Annotated in this window: 20 protein-coding genes and 2 tRNA genes; 13 read left to right on the top strand and 9 right to left on the bottom strand. The window is 74.1% G+C overall.

Annotated elements, in window-relative coordinates:
* Positions 1 to 74: 74 nt before the first annotated feature.
* The 4 genes from ABD208_RS04275 (at position 75) to ABD208_RS04290 (ending at position 3,968) form a co-directional block, all read left to right on the top strand.
* Positions 75 to 476: a MarR family winged helix-turn-helix transcriptional regulator gene (locus ABD208_RS04275; RefSeq protein ID WP_344099817.1), complete on the top strand. Its 402-nt coding sequence runs from the start codon at positions 75 to 77 to the stop codon at positions 474 to 476.
* Positions 477 to 579: 103 nt separating this feature from the next.
* Entirely contained in the window at positions 580 to 1,680 is a 1,101-nt protein-coding gene (locus ABD208_RS04280; protein WP_344099819.1) for a hypothetical protein, read from the top strand.
* Complete coding sequence (locus ABD208_RS04285) at positions 1,673 to 2,938, top strand: aromatic amino acid lyase (protein WP_344099821.1); 1,266 nt, start codon at positions 1,673 to 1,675, stop codon at positions 2,936 to 2,938. The genes ABD208_RS04280 and ABD208_RS04285 overlap by 8 nt, the downstream gene beginning before the upstream one ends.
* A gap of 118 nt (positions 2,939 to 3,056) precedes the next feature.
* Positions 3,057 to 3,968, top strand: coding sequence for an ATP-grasp domain-containing protein (locus ABD208_RS04290; RefSeq protein WP_344099823.1), 912 nt, complete (start codon positions 3,057 to 3,059; stop codon positions 3,966 to 3,968).
* Between the two features lie 53 nt (positions 3,969 to 4,021).
* Here the strand turns inward: ABD208_RS04290 and ABD208_RS04295 are convergent.
* The 3 genes from ABD208_RS04295 to ABD208_RS04305 all read right to left on the bottom strand — a co-directional run bounded on the left by ABD208_RS04295 (position 4,022) and on the right by ABD208_RS04305 (position 5,103).
* A tRNA-His gene (locus tag ABD208_RS04295) sits at positions 4,022 to 4,097 on the bottom strand.
* 67 nt (positions 4,098 to 4,164) lie between these two features.
* On the bottom strand, positions 4,165 to 4,803 hold the full coding sequence (orn, locus tag ABD208_RS04300; RefSeq protein ID WP_344099825.1) for an oligoribonuclease: 639 nt from the start codon (positions 4,801 to 4,803) through the stop codon (positions 4,165 to 4,167).
* A gap of 123 nt (positions 4,804 to 4,926) precedes the next feature.
* Positions 4,927 to 5,103, bottom strand: coding sequence for a hypothetical protein (locus ABD208_RS04305; RefSeq protein ID WP_344099827.1), 177 nt, complete (start codon positions 5,101 to 5,103; stop codon positions 4,927 to 4,929).
* A 229-nt stretch (positions 5,104 to 5,332) separates the two neighbouring features.
* On the opposite strand from ABD208_RS04305, the gene ABD208_RS04310 reads away from it, so the two are divergent.
* Positions 5,333 to 6,619, top strand: coding sequence for an MFS transporter (locus ABD208_RS04310; RefSeq protein WP_344099829.1), 1,287 nt, complete (start codon positions 5,333 to 5,335; stop codon positions 6,617 to 6,619).
* Here the strand turns inward: ABD208_RS04310 and ABD208_RS04315 are convergent.
* The 5 genes from ABD208_RS04315 to ABD208_RS04335 all read right to left on the bottom strand — a co-directional run bounded on the left by ABD208_RS04315 (position 6,582) and on the right by ABD208_RS04335 (position 12,337).
* Entirely contained in the window at positions 6,582 to 7,676 is a 1,095-nt protein-coding gene (locus ABD208_RS04315; RefSeq protein WP_344099832.1) for a PP2C family protein-serine/threonine phosphatase, read from the bottom strand. The genes ABD208_RS04310 and ABD208_RS04315 overlap by 38 nt on opposite strands.
* On the bottom strand, positions 7,673 to 9,805 hold the full coding sequence (locus ABD208_RS04320) for a serine/threonine-protein kinase (RefSeq protein ID WP_344099834.1): 2,133 nt from the start codon (positions 9,803 to 9,805) through the stop codon (positions 7,673 to 7,675). Before ABD208_RS04320 ends, ABD208_RS04315 begins: the two co-directional genes overlap by 4 nt.
* The gene (locus tag ABD208_RS04325) at positions 9,802 to 10,833 is read right to left on the bottom strand and encodes a glutamate ABC transporter substrate-binding protein (RefSeq protein ID WP_344099836.1); all 1,032 of its coding nucleotides are present in this window, start codon (positions 10,831 to 10,833) and stop codon (positions 9,802 to 9,804) included. Before ABD208_RS04325 ends, ABD208_RS04320 begins: the two co-directional genes overlap by 4 nt.
* Positions 10,830 to 12,116 (bottom strand): hypothetical protein, encoded by a 1,287-nt coding sequence (locus ABD208_RS04330; RefSeq protein WP_344099838.1) that lies wholly within the window; start codon positions 12,114 to 12,116, stop codon positions 10,830 to 10,832. The genes ABD208_RS04325 and ABD208_RS04330 overlap by 4 nt, the downstream gene beginning before the upstream one ends.
* Positions 12,117 to 12,263: 147 nt before the next feature.
* A tRNA-Arg gene (locus ABD208_RS04335) sits at positions 12,264 to 12,337 on the bottom strand.
* A 227-nt stretch (positions 12,338 to 12,564) separates the two neighbouring features.
* Here ABD208_RS04335 and ABD208_RS04340 point away from each other — a divergent pair.
* The 7 genes from ABD208_RS04340 (at position 12,565) to ABD208_RS04370 (ending at position 23,422) form a co-directional block, all read left to right on the top strand.
* Positions 12,565 to 14,469, top strand: a complete 1,905-nt coding sequence (locus ABD208_RS04340; RefSeq protein ID WP_344099840.1) for a GTPase domain-containing protein — start codon at positions 12,565 to 12,567, stop codon at positions 14,467 to 14,469.
* A complete protein-coding gene (locus ABD208_RS04345; RefSeq protein ID WP_344099842.1) occupies positions 14,466 to 16,085 on the top strand; it encodes a P-loop NTPase family protein in 1,620 nt (539 codons plus the stop codon). The genes ABD208_RS04340 and ABD208_RS04345 overlap by 4 nt, the downstream gene beginning before the upstream one ends.
* A gap of 55 nt (positions 16,086 to 16,140) precedes the next feature.
* The gene (locus ABD208_RS04350; protein ID WP_344099844.1) at positions 16,141 to 16,779 is read left to right on the top strand and encodes a single-stranded DNA-binding protein; all 639 of its coding nucleotides are present in this window, start codon (positions 16,141 to 16,143) and stop codon (positions 16,777 to 16,779) included.
* A gap of 121 nt (positions 16,780 to 16,900) precedes the next feature.
* Complete coding sequence (gene ettA / locus ABD208_RS04355) at positions 16,901 to 18,583, top strand: energy-dependent translational throttle protein EttA (RefSeq protein ID WP_344099846.1); 1,683 nt, start codon at positions 16,901 to 16,903, stop codon at positions 18,581 to 18,583.
* Between the two features lie 99 nt (positions 18,584 to 18,682).
* On the top strand, positions 18,683 to 19,636 hold the full coding sequence (locus tag ABD208_RS04360) for a hypothetical protein (RefSeq protein WP_344099848.1): 954 nt from the start codon (positions 18,683 to 18,685) through the stop codon (positions 19,634 to 19,636).
* A gap of 46 nt (positions 19,637 to 19,682) precedes the next feature.
* Positions 19,683 to 21,716, top strand: coding sequence for a dynamin family protein (locus tag ABD208_RS04365; protein WP_344099850.1), 2,034 nt, complete (start codon positions 19,683 to 19,685; stop codon positions 21,714 to 21,716).
* Positions 21,713 to 23,422 carry a GTPase gene (locus tag ABD208_RS04370; RefSeq protein WP_344099852.1) on the top strand — a complete coding sequence of 570 codons (1,710 nt, stop codon included), beginning with the start codon at positions 21,713 to 21,715 and terminating at the stop codon, positions 23,420 to 23,422. The genes ABD208_RS04365 and ABD208_RS04370 overlap by 4 nt, the downstream gene beginning before the upstream one ends.
* Positions 23,423 to 23,436: 14 nt before the next feature.
* On the opposite strand, the gene ABD208_RS04375 is transcribed toward ABD208_RS04370, so the two are convergent.
* Positions 23,437 to 23,943 (bottom strand): hypothetical protein, encoded by a 507-nt coding sequence (locus ABD208_RS04375; protein ID WP_344099854.1) that lies wholly within the window; start codon positions 23,941 to 23,943, stop codon positions 23,437 to 23,439.
* 119 nt (positions 23,944 to 24,062) lie between these two features.
* Here ABD208_RS04375 and ABD208_RS04380 point away from each other — a divergent pair, with 119 nt between their 5' ends.
* Positions 24,063 to 24,554 carry an acyl-CoA thioesterase gene (locus ABD208_RS04380; protein ID WP_344099856.1) on the top strand — a complete coding sequence of 164 codons (492 nt, stop codon included), beginning with the start codon at positions 24,063 to 24,065 and terminating at the stop codon, positions 24,552 to 24,554.
* The last annotated feature ends 231 nt before the right edge of the window (positions 24,555 to 24,785 follow it).

A 24,785-nucleotide genomic window follows, 5' to 3' on the forward strand; every position in this document is an offset into this window, starting at 1 on the left:
AAATGCGCGCGCATGAGATGTCAACGCATAAAATGCCTGGACATAAAATGCTCGGGCATGGTAGGGTCCCGGTCATGGAGGCTGTATCGGAGTTCGCCACACCTGAGTTCCGGGTGGACGCGCAGTGGTCCGACGTCCTGCACGCCTACCACAGCGTCTCCGGCCAGCTGGAGCACGCGCTGCAGTCCGGGCACGGCCTGGGCATGAGCGACTTCGAGCTGCTCAAGATCCTCTCCAAGAGCTGCGGCAAGGCGAAGAACAAGATCCTGATGAAGGATCTCGAGGCCCAGATGTACCTCAGCCAGAGCGCGTTCTCCCGGACCGTCACCCGTCTGGAGAAGGCCGGGCTCGTGGAGCGCGGCGCCTGCGACAACGACCGCCGCTCCAACTTCCTCGCGATCACCTCGGAGGGCTGCGACCTCCTCGATGCCGCCGGCCCCACCTACCGGGCGGTCCTGAGCAAGCACTTCGCCTGACCGGCGTGCGGCATCCGGCCAGGACGCCGGCACCTCGCGCGTGATCTCGCGGGGAGCCCCGGGCCCGCGCCAGGGCATGCGCTTCGTCCGGTAATGTCACGGTGTGCATGTCAGACTCATGGCCCCGTTCATGGTTCCCAAGGTCCTCGACCGCATCTGGCGCGAGGACGGGTCGATGCGCGTCGAGCGGGACAGCTTGATCGGCAGGCTTCTCGCGGATCTCGGCGCGACGATGAACATGCCCGTCGAGTCCGACCTGGTCATCGAGGACCACAAGCCGGGCGCCGGGGCGGGCCTCGTCTCGCGGCGCGCGCTCGCGCGCGTCGCGGTGCGGGAGCACGAGGCGTCGCTGCACCTGTCCGCCCTGGGCATCGCCACGCTCACCCTGGACGTCGAGGTGGCCGGCCTGGAGGAGCTCAGGAGCCTCGAGACGCGGCTGCGCGGGGACGTCGACCGCATCGCCGGCGAGACCGTGGCCGTCGTCCGCCGGCACCTCGGCACCGACGCCGGCGCGGCCTTCGAGGGGCAGATCATCTGGTGGCACCGCCTGCTGGTCGCGCCCGCCCCGGAGGTCTGCGCGGTCCACGGGCTGACGCACGGCGGCGACCGCGTCGAGGTGGGCGACGGGTACACGTACGTCCCCGACGGGGCCTTCCTGGACGACGTCGAGGAAGGCGTGCTCGCCGCCACCGAGGAGTGGATCATCTTCGACGGCGCGTACCGGGGGATGCTCGACCAGATGGGCCGGATGCGCAACGCGTCGCGGCGGCGGCGGACCGACCGCCTGGACGAGCTCGTGCTCGAGGGCGCCGAGGCGGCCGCCGATCTCGAGTACCAGATGCTCGTGATGGACGAACGCGCCCGCTACCTCACGCACGCCGCGGCGGCGACCCGCGCCTCGGCCGTCGCCGCCTGGCGCCTCGACGAGTCCCGGGAGGGGTTGCGCGACCAGGTCACGTCGGTCCGGTCCGTGGCGTCCGACGCGCGCGACGCCATCGGCAGGAAGATGGATGTGCGCCGCAACAACCTGCTCTACCTGTTCACGCTGATCGCCGCGATGGAGATGGCCCTGATCGTCTACGAGTTCCTCGTCGAGCGCGACGCGCCGATCACGAGCATCCTCAGGGTGGTGGTGGCCGGTGCCATGCTGATCGCCGCCGGCGCGAGCACCTACCTGGTGATGACGGGAGAACGACGTGGCTGAGACGCTCGATCAGTTGCTGGCGCGGGTCGACGGCGGCAAGCCCCTGCCTGCCTGGACCCGTGCGTCCCGCCGCATCGCGGCGGAGCACAAGGCCCTGGCCGAGCTGGTGGCCGGCGGCACGGACGGATACGGCGTCACCACGCAGGTGGGTCACCGCGACAAGAACCGTGTCCGCGACATCGAGGCCTTCCAGCAGGACCTGCTGAGCAGCCATCTGCTGCCCGGCCTCGAGTGGGCCACGCGCCTGCAGTCCCGGTGCATTTCACTGGCCAAGGCGCACCAGCTGAGCCGTGGTGGCACCGGATGCCCGCCCGCCACCTACCGGGCCGTCTGCGAGGCCGCGGTGGACCCCGGGTTCGCGCCCCGGGTCCCGCTGGACGCGTCGTACTCGTCGGGCGACGTCATCCCCGGCGCCTGGTGGGCGCACGGCCTGGTGGAGCACTCGCGTGCGGATCTCGGCGCGAAGGGCGCGCTGACCCTGATGAACGGCTCGTACGTGCACCTGGGGCTGGCGCTGGCGCTGGTGCCGCGGATGCGGGGGGCGCTGGCCGACCTCCGGCGGGTGGCCGCGGCGGCCCTCGTGGCGGGACGGGCCAAGAACGCCGACGCCGCGCACGGCGTGCGGATCGAGCCCCGGCTGGGACAGGACCCCGTGGCGATCCGCGCGACGGACGAGGTGCTGGCGAGCCTCGCCGAGGTCGTCGCACGCTTCGAGGAGGCGCTGGAGGGGGATCTCGCGCGGCCGTCGGACAACCCGCTGCTGGTCGACGGCAGGTTGGTCGAGCAGGCGTCCTTCCTGAGCCCGCGTACCGCGCTCGCGGGATCCTCGCTCATGGACGCGTGGATGTACGCCGGCACGTGGCTGGACCGGGCCGTGACCTGGCTCTGCTCGGGCGCGGGAGGGCTGCCGCCCGAGCTGGCGGAGGGCGAGAGCCTCGGCCTGATCCAGGTCCCGAAGCTGGTGGCGGCCCGGGTGCACCGGCTTCGCGAGGTCCTCGCCCCGCGCCCGTTCAGCGCCGGCGGTTCCACCTCACGGGACATCGAGGACCTGTGGACGCACGGTGTCATGCAGGTCGTCGCGCTCGAACAGGGCCTGGACATCGTCCACGAGCTGCAGGCGCTGCTCACCGCCGTGATCCGGCGGGCCGTCGCGGTCGGTGCGCCCGACGCGGCGGCGGCGGTGCTCGGCCGCGGCCCGGCCTCCGGCCGCGACTTCGCCGAGGAGGTCGCCGCGGCCCGGGAGTCCCTGACCTGGTGACCGCCGGAGCCCGGCGGCGTCGTCGTGCCGCGGCGGCCCGGGCGCCACGGGTCGACGCCGTCCTGGAACGTGGACCGGGCGAGGCGCGCGTCACACCGCGGGGCTACGCTGGCATCCCGTGACTGAGAACCGCCGCGTTGCGCTGGCCACCTGCTCCGTCCTGCCCCAGCTCGACAAGGGGGACCAGCCGCTCGTCGGCGCCCTGACGGAGCGCGGGATCACCGCGGAACCCGTGGTCTGGGACGACGACGCCGTGGACTGGGCGGGCTACGACCTCGTCGTCGTGCGATCCACCTGGGACTACTCGGCGCGTCGCGACGAGTTCGTCGAGTGGGCCAGGAGCGTCCCGAACCTGCTCAACGGCGCCGACGTCCTGGAGTGGAACACCGACAAGCGCTACCTGCGGGTGCTGGAGGAGTCCGGCGTCCCGGTGGTCCCCACGATCTGGCTCGACCCCGCGCGCCACCTGTCCAAGCGTGCCGTGCACACGCGGATGCCGGCGTTCGGCGACTTCGTGGTCAAGCCGGTGGTGAGCGCCGGCGCCGCCGACACGGGGCGGTACCAGCCGGTCGACGCCGAGTCGCGGGCGCTGGCGATCAAGCGGGCCTGCCGCCTGCTCGACGACGGTCGCTGGGTCATGATCCAGCCCTACGTCACGTCCGTGGACACCGCGGGGGAGACCTGCGTGGTGTTCGTCGACGGCGAGCCCACGCACGCCGTGCGGAAGAACGCCCTGCTCAACGGACCGATGCGGCCCACCCAGGGCCTGTACCTGCTGGAGGAGATGGCGCCGTTCGCGCCGTCGGACGAGCAGGTCGCCGCGGCCCGCCGGGCGCTGGAGGTCGCGACCGCGGCGATCGGCGTCGCCGAGCCGCTGCTGTACGCCCGCGTCGACCTCGTCACCGGTGACGACGGCACCCCGCTCGTGCTGGAGCTGGAGCTCACCGAGCCGTCGCTGTGGCTGCACCTCGCGGGCGACGTGGACGCCTTCGGCAGGCTCGCGGACGCGATCGTCGCCCGCCTGGGCTGAGCCCGGGCAGAGCGCGAAGGCCCCTCTCGCCGAGGCGAGAGGGGCCTTTCACATGGGGTGAGCGACGGGACTTGAACCCGCGACCCTCGCGACCACAACGCGATGCTCTACCAGCTGAGCTACGCCCACCATGCCCGCCGATCCTGGACCGGCGGCCGACGAAAAGCATACATGAGGCCGGGCCCCGGCCTCGCATCTATTCCGCCGCGGACAGCAGCTTCGTGACGGACGTCTCCTTGACCGACGCCGCCGTCGCGCGTGCGGTCTCCGTGTCCGGGCCCGGCTGCGCCGGGAAGAGCGCCGCGCGGTAGTACCGCAGCTCGTCGATCGACTCCAGGATGTCCGCCAGCGCCCGGTGGCCGCCGTCCTTCTCCGGGCTGGCGAAGTAGACGCGCGGGTACCAGCGCCGGGCCAGTTCCTTGATGGAGGAGACGTCGATGATGCGGTAGTGGAGGTGGTTCGTCAGCGCCGGCATCTGGGCGTCGAGGAACATCTTGTCGGTGCCCACCGAGTTGCCCGCGAGCGGGGCCTTGCCCCGGGCGGGCACGAACTCGCGGATGTACTCCAGCACGCGGGACTCGGCCTCGGCGAGGGAGAGCCCGCCGGCGAGGGCGTCGAGCAGGCCGGAGGTGGTGTGCATCTTGCGGACGAAGTCCGTCATCTGCGCCAGCGCCTCGGCCGGCGGTTTGACGAGGACGTCGATCCCGTCGCCCAGCGGGTTCAGTTCGGAATCGGTCACGACCGCGGCGACCTCGACGAGCGCATCCGTGCGTACGTCGAGACCGGTCATCTCGCAGTCGATCCACACGATGCGGTCGGCGGGACTGGTGCTCACGGCCCCACCCTACGACGCGGCCCGGCCAGGTGGCGCAGGGACGCGGCACGACGGCGCGGCCTCACCGGCGGATCGACGGGCGTTCCGCTGGTGAGGCCGGGCTGTGCGAGGGGGTCGGTGTCGTCAACGGGTCGCCCCCCGGCGTGCGCCGGCGGCGGTGGTGCGCGAGCCGGTGGCGTCGCGCGACGTGCGGCGCTTCTCCTCCGCGTCGCGCTGGGAGCGCTCGCGCCGGAGCTCGGCCGCATGATCGATGCGTTCCTGCTGGATGGCCTGGAACAGCTGATGGTCGATGGTCAGCACGTGAGTGCCTTTCGTGACGTGGGAGTGCCGGGATGTCCCGGCGTGAGGTCTGGCCGGACCTCTCCACCGCCCGGTCGTGGGGAACGGGCGGACGTCACCGCGGTGTGTCCGCAGACTCGCACGTCAGGCATGCCGGGCGCACGGCTTTTTCCTCCGGGCGGATCCGCGCTCGTCCCGGACGGCGATAAGGCTTTGACTGACACAGTGGCAGGGTTGTTACCGTCCGGGCATGACTCACGAGGCGGCCGCCGTCGTCGGCCCCGAGACTGACGACGCGTCCCCTCCTGCCGCGGGCACCGCGGCCTCCGGTCCCGGCACGGATCCGGCGGCGCACCTGCGCACCCCCGCCTTCCGGTGGCTGACCACCGGCTGGGCCGCGACGAACTTCGCGGACTCCGCGCTCACCTTCATCCTGGCGATCTGGATCGCCGACCTCACCGGTGACCCCATCGCGGGCGGCCTCAACTTCGCGATGCTCGGCCTGCCCGCGCTGGCCTCCCCGTTCCTCGGCGCGCTCGCCGACCGGGTGTCCCGCCGCAAGCTGATGGCCTGGGCGTACGTCGGGGGTGCGGTCGTGCTCCTCCCGCTGTTCTGGGTGAAAGACGCCGCGACGGCCTGGGTGATCTACCCCGTCACGGCCGTGTACGCGCTGGTGGCCTACGTGACCGCGGCCGGGCAGTCGGGACTGCTCAAGGACCTCATGCCGGACGCCGCCCTCGGGCACGCGAACGCGCGCCTGGCGACCATCGACCAGGTGTTCCGAGTCGCGATGCCGTTCCTCGGCGCGGGCGTGTACGCGTTCCTGGGCGCGCACTTCCTGGTCGTGACGACCGTCGCGGCGTTCGCGGTCGCGGCGGTGGTGTTCTTCGCGCTGCGGATCACCGAGACGATGGTCCCGCCGACCCAGCGGGTCAGCCCGCGCGAGCTCGCCGACGGGTTCCGTCAGCTCTACGCCGTCTCGCCGCTCGGCGGCCTCACGACCGCCATGACGATCGCGCTGGCGTCGGTGGGGCTGATCAACGGCGTGACCTTCGCCATCATGGAGGACCTCGGCATCCCGAACGCCTGGCTGCCCCCGATGCTCGTGCTGCAGGGCGTGGGCGGGCTGCTCGCCGGCGCCCTCCTGCCGCGGATGATGGCGCGCTGGGGGCGCGCGCGGGTGGTGGCCGTGGGCCTGCTGCTCGCGGCCGCCGGGCTGGGGCCGGTGCCGCTGGGGCTCGTCGTGCCGACGGTGATCGCGCAGTTCGCGATGGGCTTCGGGCTCACCTCCGCCGTGGTCGCGTACGTCACCGAACGGCAGGTCGTCACGGCGCTGGAGCTGCAGGGGCGCACCGGCGCCGCGAGCGCGCTCCTGCTGAACTTCCCGCAGGTGCCGGTCACGGTCGGGGCCGCCGCCCTGCTGGCCGTCTGGGACTGGCGGCTGATCGTGGTGGTCAACGTCGCCGCGCTCCTGCTGTGCGGCCTGGCCGGGCTCCGGGTCAGGCAGGCGGCTCCACCCGCGCCAGAGCCACGGTGATGTTGTCCCGGCCGCCGGCCGCGTTCGCCCACAGCACCAGCGCGGCGGCGGTCTCCGACGGGTCGGTCGTGCCCCCGGACAGGCGGCGCACCAGCGCGGCGACGTCCTGGGCCTCGGAGCAGTAGTTCCACAGACCGTCCGAGCACACCAGGATCCAGCCCGGCACCTCCGGCAGCATCGCCGCGCAGTGCGCGTCGTGGTCGGGCGCGCTGCGGCCCAGCCAGCGGGTGATCGCGTGCGAGTGCGGGGAGTTCTCCGCCTCCTCGCGGGAGAACCCGGCGGCCATCATCTCCTGCGCCCAGGAGTCGTCGACCGACAGCTGATCGGCGGTGCCCTCGTCCGGCAGCCAGTACACCCGCGAGTCGCCGAGCCAGCCGGCCACGACCAGCCCGGAGTCGACGACGGCGGCGGCGAACGTGCAGGCCGGCGGGTCGAACGCCGGCCCGCTCACCTCACCCGAGATCGCGGCCTCCCGGGCGATCTCGTCGCCCACCCGGACCACGGTGCCCCCGGCCTCCCGGGAGGCGGTCACCATGGCGTGCGTCCACTCCGCGACGCGGCTCTCGATCTTGCCGCGTACCGGCATCGAGCCGGCGGGCTCGAACGTGACCAGCACGTCGCGGGCGACGCGGGCGGCGGCCAGCGAGGCGACGTCGGAGTTCGGGGCGCTGGAGACGCCGTCGCACACCACGAGCACGGCCGTGCCGAGCGCGGAGTCCGGGCCCGCGGCGGCCAGCGCCATCCCGTCCTCGTTGCGCGCGTGCCGCACGCCACGGTCGCACATCCCCGCGACCCACGCCGCGGGCTTCTCGGTGAAGTGGTCCCGCTCGGACAGCCCGGCCGGCGGCGGGGTCACCGACGAGTCGGGGTCCGGGTCCACGACCGTCACCACGGGGATGGGCTCGGTGGGCGGCAGGCCGGCGTCGTCGGCCCCGAACGGCGGCGCCTGCGGGCGGAGCTCGGTGCCGCACTGCTCGCAGAACCGCGCGCCGGGCGCGGACAGCTCGCCGCAGCGCGGGCAGCGGGTCTTTCTCGGGTTCTCGTCCGGGGTAGTCATCGCAGCGTCCAGCGTCGCACGGAATTGGCGCGGTCCACGAGCGTGACACGAGCGGGGCGGTTCTCCGTCAGCTGAGCCAGCCTGCGCAGCCCCGCCTCCAGCGCGTCCCGCAGGGCCGGCTCGGTGGCCTCCGCCCCCGCGATCCGGAGCTGCGGGGCCTCGCCGTGCCGCAGCACGTGGTCGAGCGCGCGCTGCAGGGCCTCGACCACCACCTGGGCGCGCATCCGCAGCGGGACCGGCGCGTCGTCGATCACCTCGGCGGCCTGCGCGAGGGCGGGCAGGCCACGGCCGGACGCGATGAGCAGCCGGGCGCGCGCCAGGCGGGCGTCGCCGTAGGAGCCACGGGTGGGAACCACGAAGTCGAGCGCCTCCAGCGCGCCGTCGAGGTCGTCGCCCGCGAGCCGCACGCGCGCCAGGCCGAAGGCGGCGGCCCCCGCGTAGTTCGCGTCGGTCCGGGCGCACACGGCGTACATCTCGTGCGCGATGCCGAGCTCACCCGACTGCTCGCACGCGCAGGCCAGCGCCAGCTTCGGCGCGGGCTCGCCCGGGATCTGCCCGTAGACGGCGTTGAACGACGCCGCGGCCGCGTGCGGGTCGCCGGCGGCGAGATGCGCCCGCCCGTCGATCCAGGCGGCGCGCCAGTCCCACGGGTCCAGCACCAGGATCTGCCGCACGGTCTCCCGCGCCAGGCCCAGCTCGCCGATGCCGAGCGCCGCGTGCGCCTCGGCCAGCAGCACCTCCACGGTGCGGCGCGGGGCGAGGGCGAGCTGGTCCATGCGCGCGGCGGGATCGGTGAGGTTCACGCCCGCGAGCCAGGTCGTCATCGGGTCGGCCGGGTCGGGCAGCAGGGCGGGCAGCTCGTCCCAGGCCAGCGGGCCGTCCGACCCGTCCGCGGGCGGCACGCCGAACAGCGCCGAGGCGGCCGACGTCGTCGCGCCCCCGTTGCCCGTCCGTTCCAGCGCGACCACCTCCCGCAGCACCCCGAGCAGCTGGCGGCGCGCCTCGTCCACGGTCAGGAACCGGTCGTCCCGCGAGGGGTGGCACGCCTTGACCAGCCAGCGGTGCAGCGAGTCGTGGCGCTGGAACAGGGGCGTCTCGTCCACCGGCGGCAGGGTGTGCACGTGCACGCTCGTGCTGGGGAAGTCGAGCACGAGCGTGGCCAGCGTGCGCCCGATCGTGTAGATGTCCGAGGCGACCGACGGCCCGACCTTGCCCACCTCGGCCGCCTGGTACCCGCGCGTGCCGTAGATCAGCGACGTCATGTCCGACGTGCGCCGCACGCCGCCCAGGTCGATCAGCTTGACGGCGTCGCCCTGCACCACCAGGTTGTCGGGCTTGAGGTCGCAGTACAGCAGCTCGCGCTCGTGCAGGTAGGTGAAGGCGGGCATGATCTCCAGCAGGTACGCGATCGCGTGGTCCGGCGCGAACGGCCCGCCCTGCTCCGCCCGCAGCTCTCGCAGCGAGCGCCCGCCCACGTACTCCATCACCGTGTAGGCCGCGCCCTCGTGCCGCGCGAAGTTGTAGATCTCCACGATCAGCGGGTGCTCCACCTCGGCGAGGAACTCGCGTTCGGCGACCGCGACGTCGTACGCCTCCTTGCTGTCCGCGTTCAGCAGGCCCTTGAGCACCACCCAGCGGTCGGCGACGTTGCGGTCGCGCGCCAGGTAGATCCAGCCCAGGCCGCCGTGCGCGATGGCGCCCACCACCTCGTACTGCCCGCCCACCAGGTCGCCGGCGGTGAGCGCGGGGACGAAGTCGAACGGCGTGCCGCACGCGGCGCAGTACCCCTTGGTGCGCCCCGGCAGGCCGTCGCGCGCCCGGCCCACGGCCTCGCCGCACGCGGAGCAGAACCGCTTCTCCTCGCCGAGCTCCGGGCGATGCATGACGGATCGCAGGGGATCGGTCACCTCGGGCGTCGGGACGACCGTCAGCCCGGCGCCGAGCCGGTTCTCCCGCAGCCGGGGCGACGAGGTGCTGTGCAGCTGGGTCTCGCGCGAGCCGTTCGCGATCGCGGAGCCGAGCGCGGCGGTCCGCAGGCGGGCGGAGCTGGTCGCACCCGGCGCGTACGTGCGCGTCGTGTCGGGTTGCCGGCCGGACCGCGGGCCGGCGGTGTCGGACGGCGCCGTCACGGGACCCTCCGCCCGTACACGGGCTCCGGCGCCCCGGGCGCGTGGCCGAGGACGTCCGTGAGCCAGCGGTCGTGGCTCGCCCGCCAGGCGCCGTCGTCGGCCCTGCGCTCCAGCACCGCGTTCACGAACCGCACCATGTCCACCTGATCGGCGGGGATGCCGACGCCGTACGGCTCGTCGCCGACCGCGTCCCCCACCACCTTCGCGTAGGGATCCTGCGCGGCGAAACCCGCCAGGACGGTGTCGTCGCCGGTGACGGCGTCGACACGCCCCTGCTGGAACAGCGCCAGGCACTCCGTGTGGGTGTCCGCGGCCACCGGCGTCACGCCGCCCCACGTCTGCAGCAGGGCGAGCGACGTCGTGTCCTGCGGCGCGCACACCCGCTGTCCCTGGAGCCCTTCGGCGTCCGTCACCTTCGAGGACATCGGCACCAGGAGCTTCTGGCCCGCGTGGTAGTACTCGGCGGAGAACGCGATGTCCCGCCAGCGCTCGCACGTGATCGTGAACGTGCGCACGACGACGTCGACCTCGTGCGCCTCCAGCACCTCCTCCCGCTGGGCGGAGGTGATGACGCGGAACGTCACCTTGCCCGGGTCCCCGAGGATCGCCTCGGCGATCGAGCGCGCGACATCGATGTCGAACCCCTCGATCTCACCCGTGAACGGGTTCCGGGCGCTCATCCGCAGCGTGTCGGCGGAGATCCCGACGCGGAGCGAGCCGCGCTCGCGGATCCGGGCCATCGTGGAGCCGTCGGGGATGGTCCCGGGCCTGGCGCCGTCCGGCGCGTACGACGCCGTCGCGGGCCTGCCGTCCGCGCAGGTCTGCCTCGTCTCCAGCAGGTGGCTCAGGTCCGACGACGGCGTCCGGGCGGCCGCGCGCGGGGCGCCGCGGCTCACGTCGTGGCCGCCGTGCAGGGCGTACGACGGCGTGGGGGCGGCGCCCGGGACGGCGCAGCCGGCCAGGACGGCGGCGAGCAGCCCGGTGAGTGCCGCGGCCGCGAGGCGCCCGGCCGAGGCGGCGGCGGTCACAGGTATTCCTTCTGCCGGGTCCAGATGCCCGTGGCGGTCATCCCCGCGGCGAGCAGGCCGGTCACCAGGGCGATCCAGCCGCTCGCGGCGGCGAGGGCCGACGCCTTGGCGAGACTGATCCCGGCGTGGCTCCCGGTGCGGGCGATGTCGTCGTGGGCGCGGGTCGTGAAGGCGTCGAAGGCGTTCCCGGCCGAGCCCTGCCCGGTGGCGATCGCCCGCTGCACCGCCTCCTCCCAGCGGCCGGCGTCGTCGGCCTCGCGGATCCCGGCGTGGTGCGTCACCCACTCCTCCAGCAGGTCGCGGGTGGGGCGGTCGGTGCCGGCGGCGTCGTCGGACGCGGACAGGAGCTCGGTGGCGCGGGCCGTCGACCTCTGGAAGCGGCGTTCGTGCTCCTGGCCGGAGCCGCGCTTGATGAGCGTGAGCGACTCCTGCGACTTCGCGTCCGTGGCCTCGGCGAGCGCGGCCGACGTCGCGACCGTCGCCGCGTAGGGGCCCGCCGCGACCTCGCGCGCGACCGTGTTGCCGCCGATCACCCCGGCACTGACCGAGACGCAGCCGATCAGGGCGAGCACGGTGGCGACCACGAGCCACGGGCTGATCATGCGGTGCGTGCGGCGGGCGAGCCACCACTGGACCAGCAGGAGCACGACGAGTCCCGCGACCACGACGATCAGCGCGGACTGCCGGGCCGCGACGTGGTCGAGGTGGGAGCCCATGCGGGTGGTGAGGCGGGTGGCGACGTCGTCCAGGACCGGGAGGACCTCCTCGTGCAGCGTGGCCGAGGCGAGGTCCAGGTAACCGGTGCCGACGGGGAAGCCCTGGCGGTTGTTGGCGCGGGCGGACTCGATGAGGCCGGAGTAGCGCTGGACGGCGTCGGAGATCGCCGCGAGGTCGTCCGAGCGCTCCGGGGCGCGGGCGGCCAGCGGCGGGATCGAGCGGGCGCCCGCGGTGAGGTGGCGGGAGTAGCTCTCGCGGGTGGCCGTGGGTTCGAGGCCGCCGACCAGGAACGCGCTGGTCGCGGCGGCGTCGGCGGAGACGACGTGGTTGCGCAGCTCCTGGGTCGCGACGAGGTCGACGGCGTCGGCGTGGGCGGTGTCGAGATCCTTCGACTGCCCGCTGCCCGCGAGGTATCCCGCGATGCCGATCGCCAGGCAGGCCAGCACGGAGGCGATCTGCGCGAGCCCGAGGCGCCCGGGCGTCCCGGCCATGGCGTTGGCCGCACGCTGCGCGAGCCCGTCAGAAGGGGTGGGTGAACCGGGCCGGGTCGGGGCGGCCACGGTCATCGGCGATACCTCCGGTGCTGGGGCAGTGCTTTCCGCGCCACCGGGGGCGCCGGAACATAGTTGCTCAGGACACGGTAGATCCAGGCGGGTGATCCTGCTACCGCTGCCCGGGTGAAAAACACAGGGGCGGTCGCTTCAGTGGACGGGCGCCCCCGGCAGGATTCGAACCCGCGCCACCCGGAGTAGAAAGCCGGTGCTCTATCCAACTGAGCTACGGAGGCATGCGCCGCGAAGGCGCGCGCCTATCGTATCGATCCTGGCCGCGGTTGTGGAATGTGTGTCGTGAACCTGGTTCCTCCGCCCGGTGCCCTGTGGCCTGAGTGATGAACTAGATGTGAGGATCATGGCGGTACGCACGGCTCGGATCTGCGGCTCGTCCTCGAACCGGCCGCAGATCGGTGGTGTTTCCCGGTTGGCAACCTTCAGCCGGACCTATCAGGATGAACCCGTGACTCTCGGAACGCGCTCTGCCGCGCTCAGCCGCCGGGGTGGAGTCGACCCCGACGTGGCCGAGCAACTCGGCTTCACGGTGCACGATGTCGTGACGGACCTTCGTCGCGACATCGAGGCCGTGAGGCTCCCGCTCCCGATCGAGGGGGCCGGCGACGCCGAAGCCTCCCGGGTGCGCCTGCTCGCGCAGCTCGACGAGCATCTGCTGCCACGGCTCGCCGAACTGTCCAGCCCTGCGCTCGTGGTGCTCGCGGGCTCGACCGGCGCGGGCAAGTCGACCATCTTCAACAGCCTGCTGCGCGGCGACATCTCCGACGCCGGCGTGCTGCGCCCCACCACCCGCGAGCCGGTGGTCGGCATCCACCCGCGGGACCGCCCCACGCTCAAGGCCGGCCCGGTCACCGAGCTCGCGCGCGTCGTCGAGCATCAGGGCGTGCCGCGCGGCACGGCCCTGCTCGACGCGCCCGACCTCGACTCGTTCGTCTCGCAGAACCGCTCGACGGCCGCCAAGCTGCTCGAGGGCGCGGACCTGTGGCTGTTCGTCACGACCGCAGCCCGGTACGGCGACGCCCTGCCGTGGGAGGCCCTGGACCGGGCGCGCGAGCGGGGCGCGAGCGTGGCCATGGTGCTCAACCGGGTCAGCCCGGAGGACCTGGCGGAGATCCGGGCCGACCTCAACGCGCGGATGCGGGAGCGCGGCATGACGGACGCGCCGCTGTTCGTCATCCCGGACGTCGGCCCGCACGAAGGGCTGCTCGACACGCGGCTGGTCGCCGGGATCGGGCGCTGGCTGGCGATGATGGCCGGGCCCGAGCGGTCCCGGACCGTGGTGCTGCGCACCCTCCGGGGCGCGATCAAGGCGCTGCCGGGCTGGGTGGACAGCCTCGTGGAGGCCGTCGACGCCCAGGGCGCGGCGGCCCGGGAACTGCGGCGCGTGGTCGACGCCGTCCTCCCCGGCGCCCAGGACGAGGCGCGCTCCGCCGTGCTGGCGGCCACGAGCGGCGGGGCGCAGGTCGCCGCCAGGTTCGGCGAGCTGGTCGCGAGGCAGCGGATCGACAGGGTGACGGTCAAGGACGGCGTCGTGCGCTCCACCAAGCGGGGCGGGCGCGCCCGCGAGGAGGCGCTGGGCGGGCTGCGCGACGTCGTCGTCCAGGCCGCGGAGCGTGCGCTCGCCGCGGCGGGTGCGCGGACCGAGGAGAAGCTGCGGGCCGCGCTGTCCGGGCCGGGGGCGCCGCCCGGCGGCGCGCAGGCGGCCCCGCAGGGCGGGGAACGCGAGTCCGCGCGCGCCGGGCGGGCCGCCGCCGGGGCGGCGGAGTGGGTCGCCGACGGCGACCGGCTGGTCGCGGCGCTCGGGGCTCGGGTGACCGGGGGCGCCGACGGCGCCTCGGCGGAGGCGAGCGCCGCCTCCGCGGGTGCGAACGGTTCCGCCGGTGCGGGCGACGCCCCTGCGGGCGCGAACGGCGATCCGGCGGACGCGAACAGCGATCCGGCGGGTACCGGCGGCGGCGCCGGGGGCGCGGACGCCGCTCCGGCCCGTGCGAACGGTTCCGCCGGTGCGGGCGACGCCGGCGGGCAGGGCGTCCACGATGCGGACGCCCTGCCCGCGATCGACGCCGCCGTCGTGGACGCCGCGCGCAAGGCGTTCGGCCCCGCCGGGCTCTCGGCCCTGCTGCTCGCCGCGGCCCTCGGGAACGAGGACGCCGCGCGGCTCGCGGGCCGCGTGCTCGGGGAGCCGGCCGGCGAGCTCGCCGCGCGCCTGCGGGCCGGGCTCGCGGACCGTACCGCGCTAGCAGTTGCGGATGAGGCCCGATCTGTCCAGAGTGCGCTTGAGATCCCCGCACTCGCCGACGACGCGGCCGCCCCGCTGCGCGTTCGGCTCGCCGAGCTCAGGAGGCTGACATGACGAGCGTGACGGGCAACACGGTGCGGGCCACGGGCCGTGCCGACCACGACGCCGCCCTGCGGGCCCGCACCGAGGACCTCGGGCGCGCCCTGCAGGTGGCCGGGTCCCGCCTCGACGACGCCGTGTTCGGGCGGGTGGCCGGCGCCGTGGCCGGGGTGCGCGAGCGCATCGCGCTCGGCGTCGGCCACACGGTCGTGGCGCTCGCGGGCGGCACCGGCTCGGGCAAGTCGAGCCTGTTCAACCGCGTCTCGCGGCTGTCGTTCGCCGACGTCGGCGTGCGGCGGCCCACCACCGCGAAGGTGTCGGCCTGCTCGTGGTCCGACGACGCCGCCGCGCTGCTGGACTGGCTGGGGGTCGAGCGCGAGCGCCGCATCATGCGCGCGGGCGAGCTGGACGGCGCGGACGAGGAGGGCCTGGGCGGGCTGGTGCTGCTCGACCTGCCGGACCACGACTCGGTCGCGCCCGGGCACCGCGACATCGTGGACCGCGTGCTGCCGCTGGTCGACCTGCTCGTGTGGGTGGTCGACCCGCAGAAGTACGCGGACGACGCGCTGCACTCGGGATACCTGCGCGGCGGTGGCGCGCGTCCCGGCTCGATCGTCGTGGTGCTGAACCAGATGGACACGGTCCCGCCGGGGCAGCAGGACACGCTGATCCGCGACGTGGCGCGGCTGATGCGGGACGACGGGCTGGGTGACGTGCCGGTGGTGCCGGTGTCGGCGAAGACCGGCTACGGCGTCCCGGAGCTGCGGGACCTGCTCGAGGAGGCGGTGGCACGGCGGTCGGTGGCGGCCGGGCGGGCGGCGGCGGAGCTGGACGGTGCCGCGGCCGCGTTGCTCGAGGAGACCCCGGCGGAGGTGCCCTGGCACACGACCGCGGTGCTGGCCGCGGAGACGGAGGCGCTGGCGGAGGCGGCCGGGCTCGGGCCGGTCGCGGCGCAGGTGGCGGCCTCGGTGCAGAACGGGTACGGGCGGCCCGAGTTCCCGGCGCCGGACCCGGACGCGGTGTCGCTGTCCCGGGCGCGCTGGCTGACGACGGCAGGGGAAGCGCTGCGGCCGGGCTGGCAGCGGTCCCTGGCGGAGACGGTCGCGTCCGCCGATCAGGTCGCGTCCGCGCTTGGGGCGGCGCTGCAGGGCGTGACGCTGGACGTGCGCGGCCCCGCGTCGGCGAAACCGCTGCGTCGGGTGGCGCTGGCGTTCGTGGTGCTGGCCGTGGTCCTCGGTCTCGCGACCGTCCTGGCCTCGATGCGCGTGCTGCGGCTGGGTGACCCGGGTACGACCGTGCTGGGCGTGGCGGGGGTGGTCGCGGCGCTGGCGGCGCTCGGGGTGTTCTTCGCCTCGACGCGGATCCGCCGGACGCTGGCCCGGCGGCGGGAGCAGGCGGTGCTCGCGGCGGGCCGGGCGGCGGTCGAGCGGGTGCTGGAGCAGACGCTCGGCGTGCCGACGCAGGCGCTGCTCGACGATCACCGCAAGGTCCGGGAGCTCGCGCAGTCCGCGCGTGACGAGGGACCCTCAGTGAGCGATCAGGCCGATCCGACGCCGACCACAGGGCCCGGATCCGGCTCTGCGTACACAGCCCCGGTTCCGGGACGGTCCGTGGCGGCGGCCCGCGCGTGATGCTGGATCCGTCGGGCGGCACGGGGCCGCGCGACGGATCCGGGAGGAGCACGTGGTGAGCAACGAGGTGATGGTGACGGTGACCGGGAACGCCGGGAGCACGCCGGTGATCAACCGGTCCGCGCGGGGCACCGAGTGGACGCAGTTCTCGGTGGCGAGTACCCGGCGGATCCGGGGCGCCGACGGCGGGTTCCACGACGGGCAGACGCTGTGGTTCAAGGTCAAGGCGTGGGGGCTGGCGGCGTCGAACATCGCCGCGAGCGTCGAGAAGGGGCAGCCGCTGGTGGTGACGGGCCGGCTCGAGGTCGACGAGTGGCAGTCGGAGCTGGGCCCGCGGATGGGGCTGGTCATCAACGCGGAGACGGTGGGACACAACCTGGCGCGCGGCCGGACCGCGTTCACCCGGGTGGTGCAGGCCGCGGAGCCGCCCGGCGCGCCGGTGGAGCACGGCGGGGGCATGGCCCGCAGCGGTGCGCACGGGCAGCCGCCGGACCCGTACGCGACGTCGGTGCCGCGGTCCGGGCCGCACGGCCTCGACGGGGACGACGATGCCGGGGGCCCTGACGCCGAGGATCACGACGCCGAGGATCACGACGCCGGCGACAGCGGCGGTGACCTGGCCGGTGGCGAGCCGGACGGCGTCCTGGAGCCCGTCGGCGCGGGCGCCGGGCGCGACAGGGACCTGACCGCGTAGGCTGGGGGCCGACGACGCCCGCCGCGCGCGACCATCTCAGGAGCACGTCGTGCGCGAGCACGTCGCGGCGCGGCGGGCGCAACCCTCTCTCCCTACCTGTTGAAACGGTGGAACGAAGGCAGTGGCTGAGTTCATCTACTCCATGTACAAGGCGCGCAAGGCGCACGGCGACAAGGTCATTCTCGACGACGTGTCGCTGAACTTCCTGCCCGGCGCGAAGATCGGCGTCGTGGGCCCGAACGGGGCCGGGAAGTCGACGATCCTGAAGATCATGGCGGGCCTCGACACCCCGTCCAACGGCGAGGCGCGGCTCTCGCCCGGCTACACGGTGGGGATCCTGCAGCAGGAGCCGCCGCTCAACGACGACAAGACGGTGCTGGGCAACGTCCAGGAGGCGGTCGGCGACATCCTCGCCAAGAAGGCGCGCTTCGACGAGATCTCCGCGCTCATGGCCGAGCCGGACGCCGACTTCGACGCCCTCATGGCGGAGATGGGCGAGCTCCAGGAGGAGATCGACAACGCCGACGCGTGGGACCTCGACAACCAGCTCGAGCAGGCGATGGACGCGCTGCGCTGCCCGCCGCCGGACGCCGACGTCAAGGTGCTCTCGGGTGGTGAGCGGCGTCGCGTGGCGCTGTGCAAGCTGCTGCTGGAGAAGCCGGACCTGCTGCTGCTCGACGAGCCCACCAACCACCTGGACGCGGAGTCGGTGCTCTGGCTGGAGCAGCACCTGGCGAACTACCCCGGCGCCGTCCTGGCCGTGACGCACGACCGCTACTTCCTGGACCACGTCGCCCAGTGGATCTGCGAGGTCGACCGCGGCCGCCTGTACCCGTACGAGGGCAACTACTCGACCTACCTCGAGAAGAAGGGCGAGCGCCTGGAGGTCCAGGGCAAGAAGGACGCCAAGCTCGCCAAGCGCCTCAAGGAGGAGCTGGAGTGGGTGCGGTCCAACGCCAAGGGCCGCCAGACCAAGTCCAAGGCGCGCCTGGCCCGCTACGAGGAGATGGCCGCCGAGGCGGAGCGCACCAGGAAGCTCGACTTCGAGGAGATCCAGATCCCCGCGGGCCCGCGCCTGGGCAGCCTGGTGCTGGAGGCCGAGGGCCTGAAGAAGGGCTTCGGCGACCGCGTCCTGATCGACGGGCTGAGCTTCACGCTGCCGCGCAACGGCATCGTCGGCGTCATCGGCCCGAACGGCGTGGGCAAGACGACGCTGTTCAAGACGATCGTCGGGATGGAGCCGCTGGACGGCGGGTCGCTCAAGGTCGGCGACACCGTGTCGGTGTCCTACGTCGACCAGTCGCGCGGCGGCATCGACCCGGACAAGACGCTCTTCGAGGTGGTCTCCGACGGGCTCGACTTCATCAAGGTCGGCAACGTGGAGATCCCGTCCCGGGCGTACGTCGCCTCGTTCGGGTTCAAGGGCCCGGACCAGCAGAAGCCGGCGGGCGTGCTCTCCGGTGGCGAGCGCAACCGCCTGAACCTGGCGCTCACCCTCAAGCAGGGCGGCAACCTGCTCCTGCTGGACGAGCCCACCAACGACCTCGACGTCGAGACCCTCGGCTCGCTGGAGAACGCCCTGCTCGACTTCCCGGGCTGCGCCGTCGTGGTCTCCCACGACCGTTGGTTCCTGGACCGGGTCGCCACGCACATCCTGGCGTACGAGGGCACGGAGGAGAACCCGGCGAACTGGTACTGGTTCGAGGGCAACTTCGAGTCGTACGAGCAGAACAAGGTCGAGCGGCTCGGCGCGGACGCGGCCCGCCCGCACCGCGTCACCTACCGGCGCCTCACCCGCGACTGACACCGCGACCGAGGCCCGGCCGGTCGTGACCACTTCCTGATTCACTCCGTTCCCGCGACCCCATTGCCGGGAATGGGGTGAATCAGCGAAGATCACGGCATGGCGAATTCTCTTCCGCTCCCCAGCTGGCCCGACCTGCCGCCCCCGGTCCGCGCGCGGATCTCGAAGGAACTCGGCGCACGGGTGCTGGGCTGGAAGAACCTTCCCGCCGACGTCGTACCGGGCGCCAAGCTGCAGGTGCAGACCAGCCTGGGCAGCGTGGTCCTGACGGTCGTGAGCATCTCGGACGCGGACGGTCTCGAGGTGGCACGGCGGGAGATCGCCGTCGTCCGCGCGCTTCCGAAGGGCGCGCCCGCGCCCGAGCTGTTGTGGTCCTTCGACGAGGACTTCGGGGACTTCGGGCACTGGATCGTGGCGGGCTGGGGCATGCGCGTGGTCCGCCCCGTCGGCCCGGAGTGGACCCAGGAGGAGGTGGCCGCCACCCTGGGCGTGCTGCGGCAGGTCAACGAGATCGAGGCGCCCCCGGGCGCGCCCTATCTCGAGGCGCGCGAGCTGTTCGCCGCGGGGTCGTGGATCCGGCTCGCGAACGAGCGGCCCGACGGGCTGCGGGGCTTCTCGCCCTGGCTGGAACCGCGCCTGGACGCCCTGGCCCAGATCGCGGCGCACACCGCGGAGGCGGTCTCCGGCTCGCACCTCCTGCACGGCGCCCCGGACCGCCGCACCCTGATGATCCCGCTGTCCCCGCAGGAGCAGGGCATCGCGGTCGGCTGGTTCCGCGCCGCCCGCGGGGCCCCGTTCGTGGACGTGATCCAGCTCCTCGCCCAGATCCGCACCGACGGCGGCCCCGCGCCCGAGGTCGTCCTGGCCCAGCACCCGCTGCCGCCCACGGTCGATCCGGACGCCGTGACCTGCCTGGTGACCGCGCTCACCGGCCAGTACATCGAGCAGGCCCTCGGCCCGGTCCCCGCGGCCGGGACCACGCAGCGCGCGCCGGCGCAGCACGCGCTGGCGAGAGTCTGCGTGGAATGGCTCCGGCGGCGGCTCGGCTTCTGACGGCCCGCGCGAGCCTGGCCTGCGTGCTTGCGGCAGACTGTGCGCCATGACCCAGCAGCCCGAGGACGCGCGCACCGAGCCGGACGCCGGTGATCTGCCCGACCCTGTCGGCGAGCTGACCACCTCGCTCGAAGGGCTGCGGACGCGCCTCGGTGCCCTGCGCCTGCCCCTCGAGACCCCGGACGCGGCCGCCACCCGCGACGCGCAGCGGCGCTCGGTCGACCAGCTGGACGACTACCTGCTCCCGCGCCTGCGGTCGCAGCAGGCGCCGCTCCTGGTCGTGGTCGGCGGTTCGACGGGAGCGGGCAAGTCCACCCTCGTGAACTCCGTGCTGGGCGAGGACGTCACGCAGCCCGGCGTCCTGCGCCCCACCACGCGCGCCCCGGTGCTCGTGCACCACCCGCTCGACGCACGCTGGTTCACCGGCGACCGCGTCCTGCCCGGCCTCGCGCGCGTGACCAGCGGCGCGTCGTCGTCGGGCAACGGGCCGGCGAACCGGACGTCGTCGGGCACCGCCGAACCCCGCACGCTGCGCATGGTCTCCAGCGAGACCCTCCCGCGCGGCCTCGCGCTGCTCGACGCCCCCGACATCGACTCCGTCGAGCAGGCCAACCGCGACCTCGCGGCCCAGCTCCTGGGCGCTGCGGACCTCTGGCTGTTCGTCACCACCGCCGCCCGCTACGCCGACGCCGTCCCCTGGGACCTGCTCAAGACCGCCGCGGAACGCCGCGCGCAGGTCGCCATGGTGCTCGACCGCGTCGACCCCGGCGCCGAGGCCACCGCCGACGACCTGCGCGACCTCATGGCCGAGCAGGGCCTCGCCGACGCGCCGCTGTTCGTCCTGCCGGAGGCCCCGCTCACGGCGGAGGGCTACCTCCCCGAGGAGGCCGTGGCCCCGGTCTCCGACTGGCTCACCGACCTCGGCGGCGACGCGGGCGCCCGCGCGCACGTCATCGCGGCCACCCGCGACGGCGTCGTCGACGACCTGATCCGGCGCGCCGGAGACCTCGCCGACGCCGCCGACCTGCAGCAGGAGGCCGACGCGCGCCTGCGCGCGATGGTCGCGTCCGCCTACGCCGACGCCGTCGCGCACGTCCGGGCCGCCACCTCCGACGGCGCGCTGCTGCGCGGCGAGGTGCTCGCCCGCTGGCAGGACTTCGTGGGCACCGGCGAGTTCTTCCGGGCGGTCGAGCACGGGATCGGCCGCGTCCGGGACGCGATCGGCGCGTTCTTCAAGGGCAAACCGAAACAGGCACCCCAGGTGGAGCAGGCCATCGCGCACGGCCTGGAGTCCGTGGTGCTGGACGCCGCCGAGGACGCCGCCGAACGCGCCTACGCGGGCTGGCACGGCGACGCCGCGGGCCGCGCGCTGCTGGAGGGGCTCGAGCTGTCCCGCGCGTCGGGGGCCCTGCGCGGGCAGGTGAGCGAGCAGATCCGCGGCTGGCAGTCCGACGTGCTCGGCCTGGTGCGCGAGCAGGGCGAGGCCAAGCGTGGCACGGCCCGGGCGCTGTCCCTCGGCGTCAACGCGCTGGGCGTGGCGCTGATGGTCGTCGTGTTCGCCTCGACCGGCGGCCTCACGGGCGTGGAGGTCGGGATCGCGGGCGGCAGCGCCATCCTCGCGCAGCGCCTCCTGGAGGCCGTCTTCGGGGAGGACGCCGTGCGCCGCCTCGCCGTGGAGGCCAAGGAACGCCTCACCATCCGCACGCGCGCACTCATGGACGGCCAGGCGGCCCGGTACACCGCCCAGCTCGACGCGCTCGGCTCGGCCGACGCCGGGGGCGCGCCGCTGCGCGCCGCCGCCCGCCGGGTCGCCGACGCCGCATCTGCCGAGCGCGGCGCCCGCGGATCCGCCTCCGCCCCAGGAGCCGACGACGCCGCGGCCGGCACACCCGCCCAGCGCCTGCGCGGAGCCGGGCAAGGCGGCGTCGCCGGACGACATCCCGACGACACCGCGACCGCCGTCGTCCCCGGCAACGGCGACGCCGCGAACGGCGCCGCGACCTCCGACGACGAGAACGCCCCCGGCCGCCGCCGCGGCTTCTGGCACCGGCTGTTCGGGCTCCAGGAGGGGGACCGATGAGCAGGCTCGACCTGGCCGCCCGCACCGCGGCGCTGGAGCACGCGGCCCAGGAGGGCTCCGGGCGGATCGCCCAGGACACCCTCGACGCGGCCCGCGCCGTCGCCGAACGCGCCCGCGAACGCGGGGGCCTGTCCGCCGAGCACACGGTGGTGGCGCTCGCGGGCGCGACGGGGTCGGGCAAGTCGTCGGTGTTCAACGCCGTCGCGGGGCAGGACGTCGCGGTGCCGGGCGTCCGCCGCCCGACGACGTCGCACGCGCTCGCGGCCGTGTGGGGCGACGGCGCCGGGGCGCTGCTGGACTGGCTGGACGTGTCCCGCCGCCACGACATGTCCGGGCCGCTGCCGTCCGGCGACGGCGACGGGCTGGTGCTGCTCGACCTGCCCGACCACGACTCGGTGGTGGTGGACCACCGGCTGCGGGCCGAGGCGCTCGTCGAGCGGGCGGACCTGCTCGTCTGGGTCGTGGACCCGCAGAAGTACGCCGACGCCGCCCTGCACGAGGGATTCCTGCGGCCGCTGGCCGGGCGGGCGGACATCGTGGTCGTGGTGCTGAACCAGATCGACCGGCTGGACGCCGCCTCGACGAAGGCGATGCTCGCGGACCTGAGGCGGCTGGTCGCGCAGGACGGGCTGGACGGGGCGAAGGTGCTCGGCCTGTCCGCGAAGACCGGCCAGGGGATGGACGAACTGCGCGCGCTGCTCGCCAAGGCTGCGCGCAGGCGCGAGGCGGCCACGGCGCGCCTGGTCGCCGACGAGCGCGCGGCGGCCACGCGCATCGTGGACGCCTGCGGGGCGCAGCCGCCCGTGCGGGCCGGGGAGAAGGCGAAGGGGGCCCTGCTCGCCGCCCTGGAGGACGCCGCGGGCGTGCCGACCGTCGTCGACGCCGTGCGGGCCTCTGCGCGCCAGGACGCGGCGGCGGCCACGGGCTGGCCGCTGACCCGGTGGATCGGGCGGCTGCGGCGCGACCCGCTGCGGCGGCTCGGCCTGCGCGACTCCGGCCGGCGGGACGCGGGCCGGCGCGTCCCCGAGGGCCGCGAGGACCTGATGCGCACCTCGATGCCGACGGCGAAGCCCGCGGTGCGCTCCGCCGCGGCGTCGGGCGTGCGGCAGTACGTCGAGGCCGTGACCGACGGCGTCGCGGACTCCTGGGTGCTGGCCGCGCGCGGACGGGCGCAGCGGGGGATCGAGGAGCTGCCGGACGCGCTGGACCAGGCCGTGGCGAGCACCCGGCTGGAGGCCGGGAAGCGGCCGCTGTGGTGGCGCGTGGTGAACGCGGTGCAGTGGGCGCTGATCGTGGCGGTGGGGGCCGGGCTGCTGTGGCTGGCCGTGCTGTTCCTGTTCAGCTACCTGCGGCTGCCCGCGCCGCCCACCCCGGTGTGGACGGTGCCGCTGCCGTCCGGTGCCGGGAACGGCGACGTGGTGTTCCCCGGCGCGCCCGACGGGCCGGCGGACGGGCTCGGCGTCGATCCGTTCCAGATCCCCTGGCCGACGCTGATGGTGCTGGGCGGGCTGCTGCTCGGCCTGCTGGTGGCGCTCGTCTCGCGGATCCTGGCCGGGATCGGCGCGCGCCGCCGCGCCGCGGTCGCCCGGCGGCGCCTGCGGGCGTCCGTGGCGGAGGTGGGCGACCGCCTGGTGCGGAATCCGGTGGGGGAGGAGCTCGCCGCGCTCGGCCGCTGCCGGACGGCGGCGACGATCGCGGCGAGCTGAGCCGCCCGGGCGGCCTACTTCTCCTTGTACTCCGGGAGGTCGAGGGCCTTGCGGATGTTCGCCGCGGCGTCGCCGGCGTCGACCTCCATCGCCAGGTCGACGGCCTTCAGGATGTCCTTCGTCTTGGTCTCGCCGGCGGCGTGCTCCCAGTGCGCGGCGGCCTCGTCGTTGGCGGCGGCCAGGGCCTGGGCGTCCTCGGCGACGTCCTCGGGCCAGGCGATGTTGCGCAGGCCCTCCGCCTCGGCGCGCAACGCGGCGCCGGTCGCGGCCGCGAGCCCGGCCTGCTCCTCAACCGGGGCGTCGGAGTTCACCGCCTCCTCGAACTGTTCCAGGACGCCGTTGTAGGGGGCGACGATCTGCGAGAACTGCGCAGCGGCCTCCTCCTTGCTCAGCGGCCCGGCGGGCGCACTGCTGGCGGCGTCGCTCCCGTCGCCGGCCCCGCCGGGGCCGGCCGACGTCATGGAACAGCCGGTCAGCGCAAGGGTGGTGACCAGGGCGAATACCGCGACGGTGCGGCGCATGCTTCCTCCAGGAATGTGGTCGTGCAAGCGGAAACGCACTGTAGCGGCGCACTGTTGCCCAGGGGAGCGGGCGAGGGCTCACGAAACGATTAATCCAGACGATGGGCCAAGATGGACCCATGCGCCTGCACATCCCGATCTCCCTGCGCTGGTCCGACCTCGACGCGTACCAGCACGTCAACAACGTCGAGATGCTCGACCTGCTCCAGGAGGCCCGCATCGAGGCGTTCTGGCGGCGCGACGACGTCGTCGACCCGCTGCCGACGGCCGTGGTCGACTCCGGGCCGTCGGCGAAGACGCACACGTTCGTCGCGCACCAGGAGATCGAGTACCTGCGCCCGCTGCCGTACACGCGGCGGCCGGTGCTGGTCGAGATGTGGCTCGGCAGGGTGGGCGGCGCCGCCATCCAGGTCTGCTACGAGGTGCACGACGGCGCCCCGGGCGTGCCGGTCGCGGCGGGCACCGCGCTGGGCGGCGCCCCGTACGCCCGCGCGACGACGACGCTCGTGCTCGTCGACGCCGCGACGGGCGCTCCGCGCCGGCTGACCGAGGACGAGCGCGCGGCGTGGGAACCGTACGTGGAGGAACCCCCGAAGTTCCGCAGGCGCTGAGGGACCCGAGAGCGCAGCGGCCCGAGGGCTTCTCAGGTTCCGGACCGGTAGCCGAGAGCAATTTTTGTGAACTGGGTCACCGTGCCCCGGCGTGGCGGCGTGAGAGCGATTTCGCGCCACCACGCCTTTTTGCGGCACAGGGCGATTGAAAATATTCATCCTCTCATAGAGGCATTTGGTGGCTGTGGCGTCTTTGCCGGACACCTGAGGTATTTCTGCGCATGGCAGGAT

The sequence above is a fragment of the Myceligenerans crystallogenes genome (assembly GCF_039529775.1).
In the GTDB taxonomy this organism is placed as follows: domain Bacteria; phylum Actinomycetota; class Actinomycetes; order Actinomycetales; family Cellulomonadaceae; genus Myceligenerans; species Myceligenerans crystallogenes.

Bases quoted from the DNA above. Each gene is read 5' to 3' on its own strand.
- ABD208_RS04275 (WP_344099817.1), top strand. From the start codon at position 75: ATGGAGGCTGTATCGGAGTTCGCCACACCTGAGTTCCGGGTGGACGCG.
- ABD208_RS04310 (WP_344099829.1), top strand. From the start codon at position 5,333: ATGACTCACGAGGCGGCCGCCGTCGTCGGCCCCGAGACTGACGACGCG.
- ABD208_RS04315 (WP_344099832.1), bottom strand. From the start codon at position 7,676: ATGACTACCCCGGACGAGAACCCGAGAAAGACCCGCTGCCCGCGCTGC.
- ABD208_RS04330 (WP_344099838.1), bottom strand. From the start codon at position 12,116: ATGACCGTGGCCGCCCCGACCCGGCCCGGTTCACCCACCCCTTCTGAC.
- ABD208_RS04345 (WP_344099842.1), top strand. From the start codon at position 14,466: ATGACGAGCGTGACGGGCAACACGGTGCGGGCCACGGGCCGTGCCGAC.
- ABD208_RS04360 (WP_344099848.1), top strand. From the start codon at position 18,683: ATGGCGAATTCTCTTCCGCTCCCCAGCTGGCCCGACCTGCCGCCCCCG.
- ABD208_RS04365 (WP_344099850.1), top strand. From the start codon at position 19,683: ATGACCCAGCAGCCCGAGGACGCGCGCACCGAGCCGGACGCCGGTGAT.
- ABD208_RS04370 (WP_344099852.1), top strand. From the start codon at position 21,713: ATGAGCAGGCTCGACCTGGCCGCCCGCACCGCGGCGCTGGAGCACGCG.
- ABD208_RS04375 (WP_344099854.1), bottom strand. From the start codon at position 23,943: ATGCGCCGCACCGTCGCGGTATTCGCCCTGGTCACCACCCTTGCGCTG.
- ABD208_RS04380 (WP_344099856.1), top strand. From the start codon at position 24,063: ATGCGCCTGCACATCCCGATCTCCCTGCGCTGGTCCGACCTCGACGCG.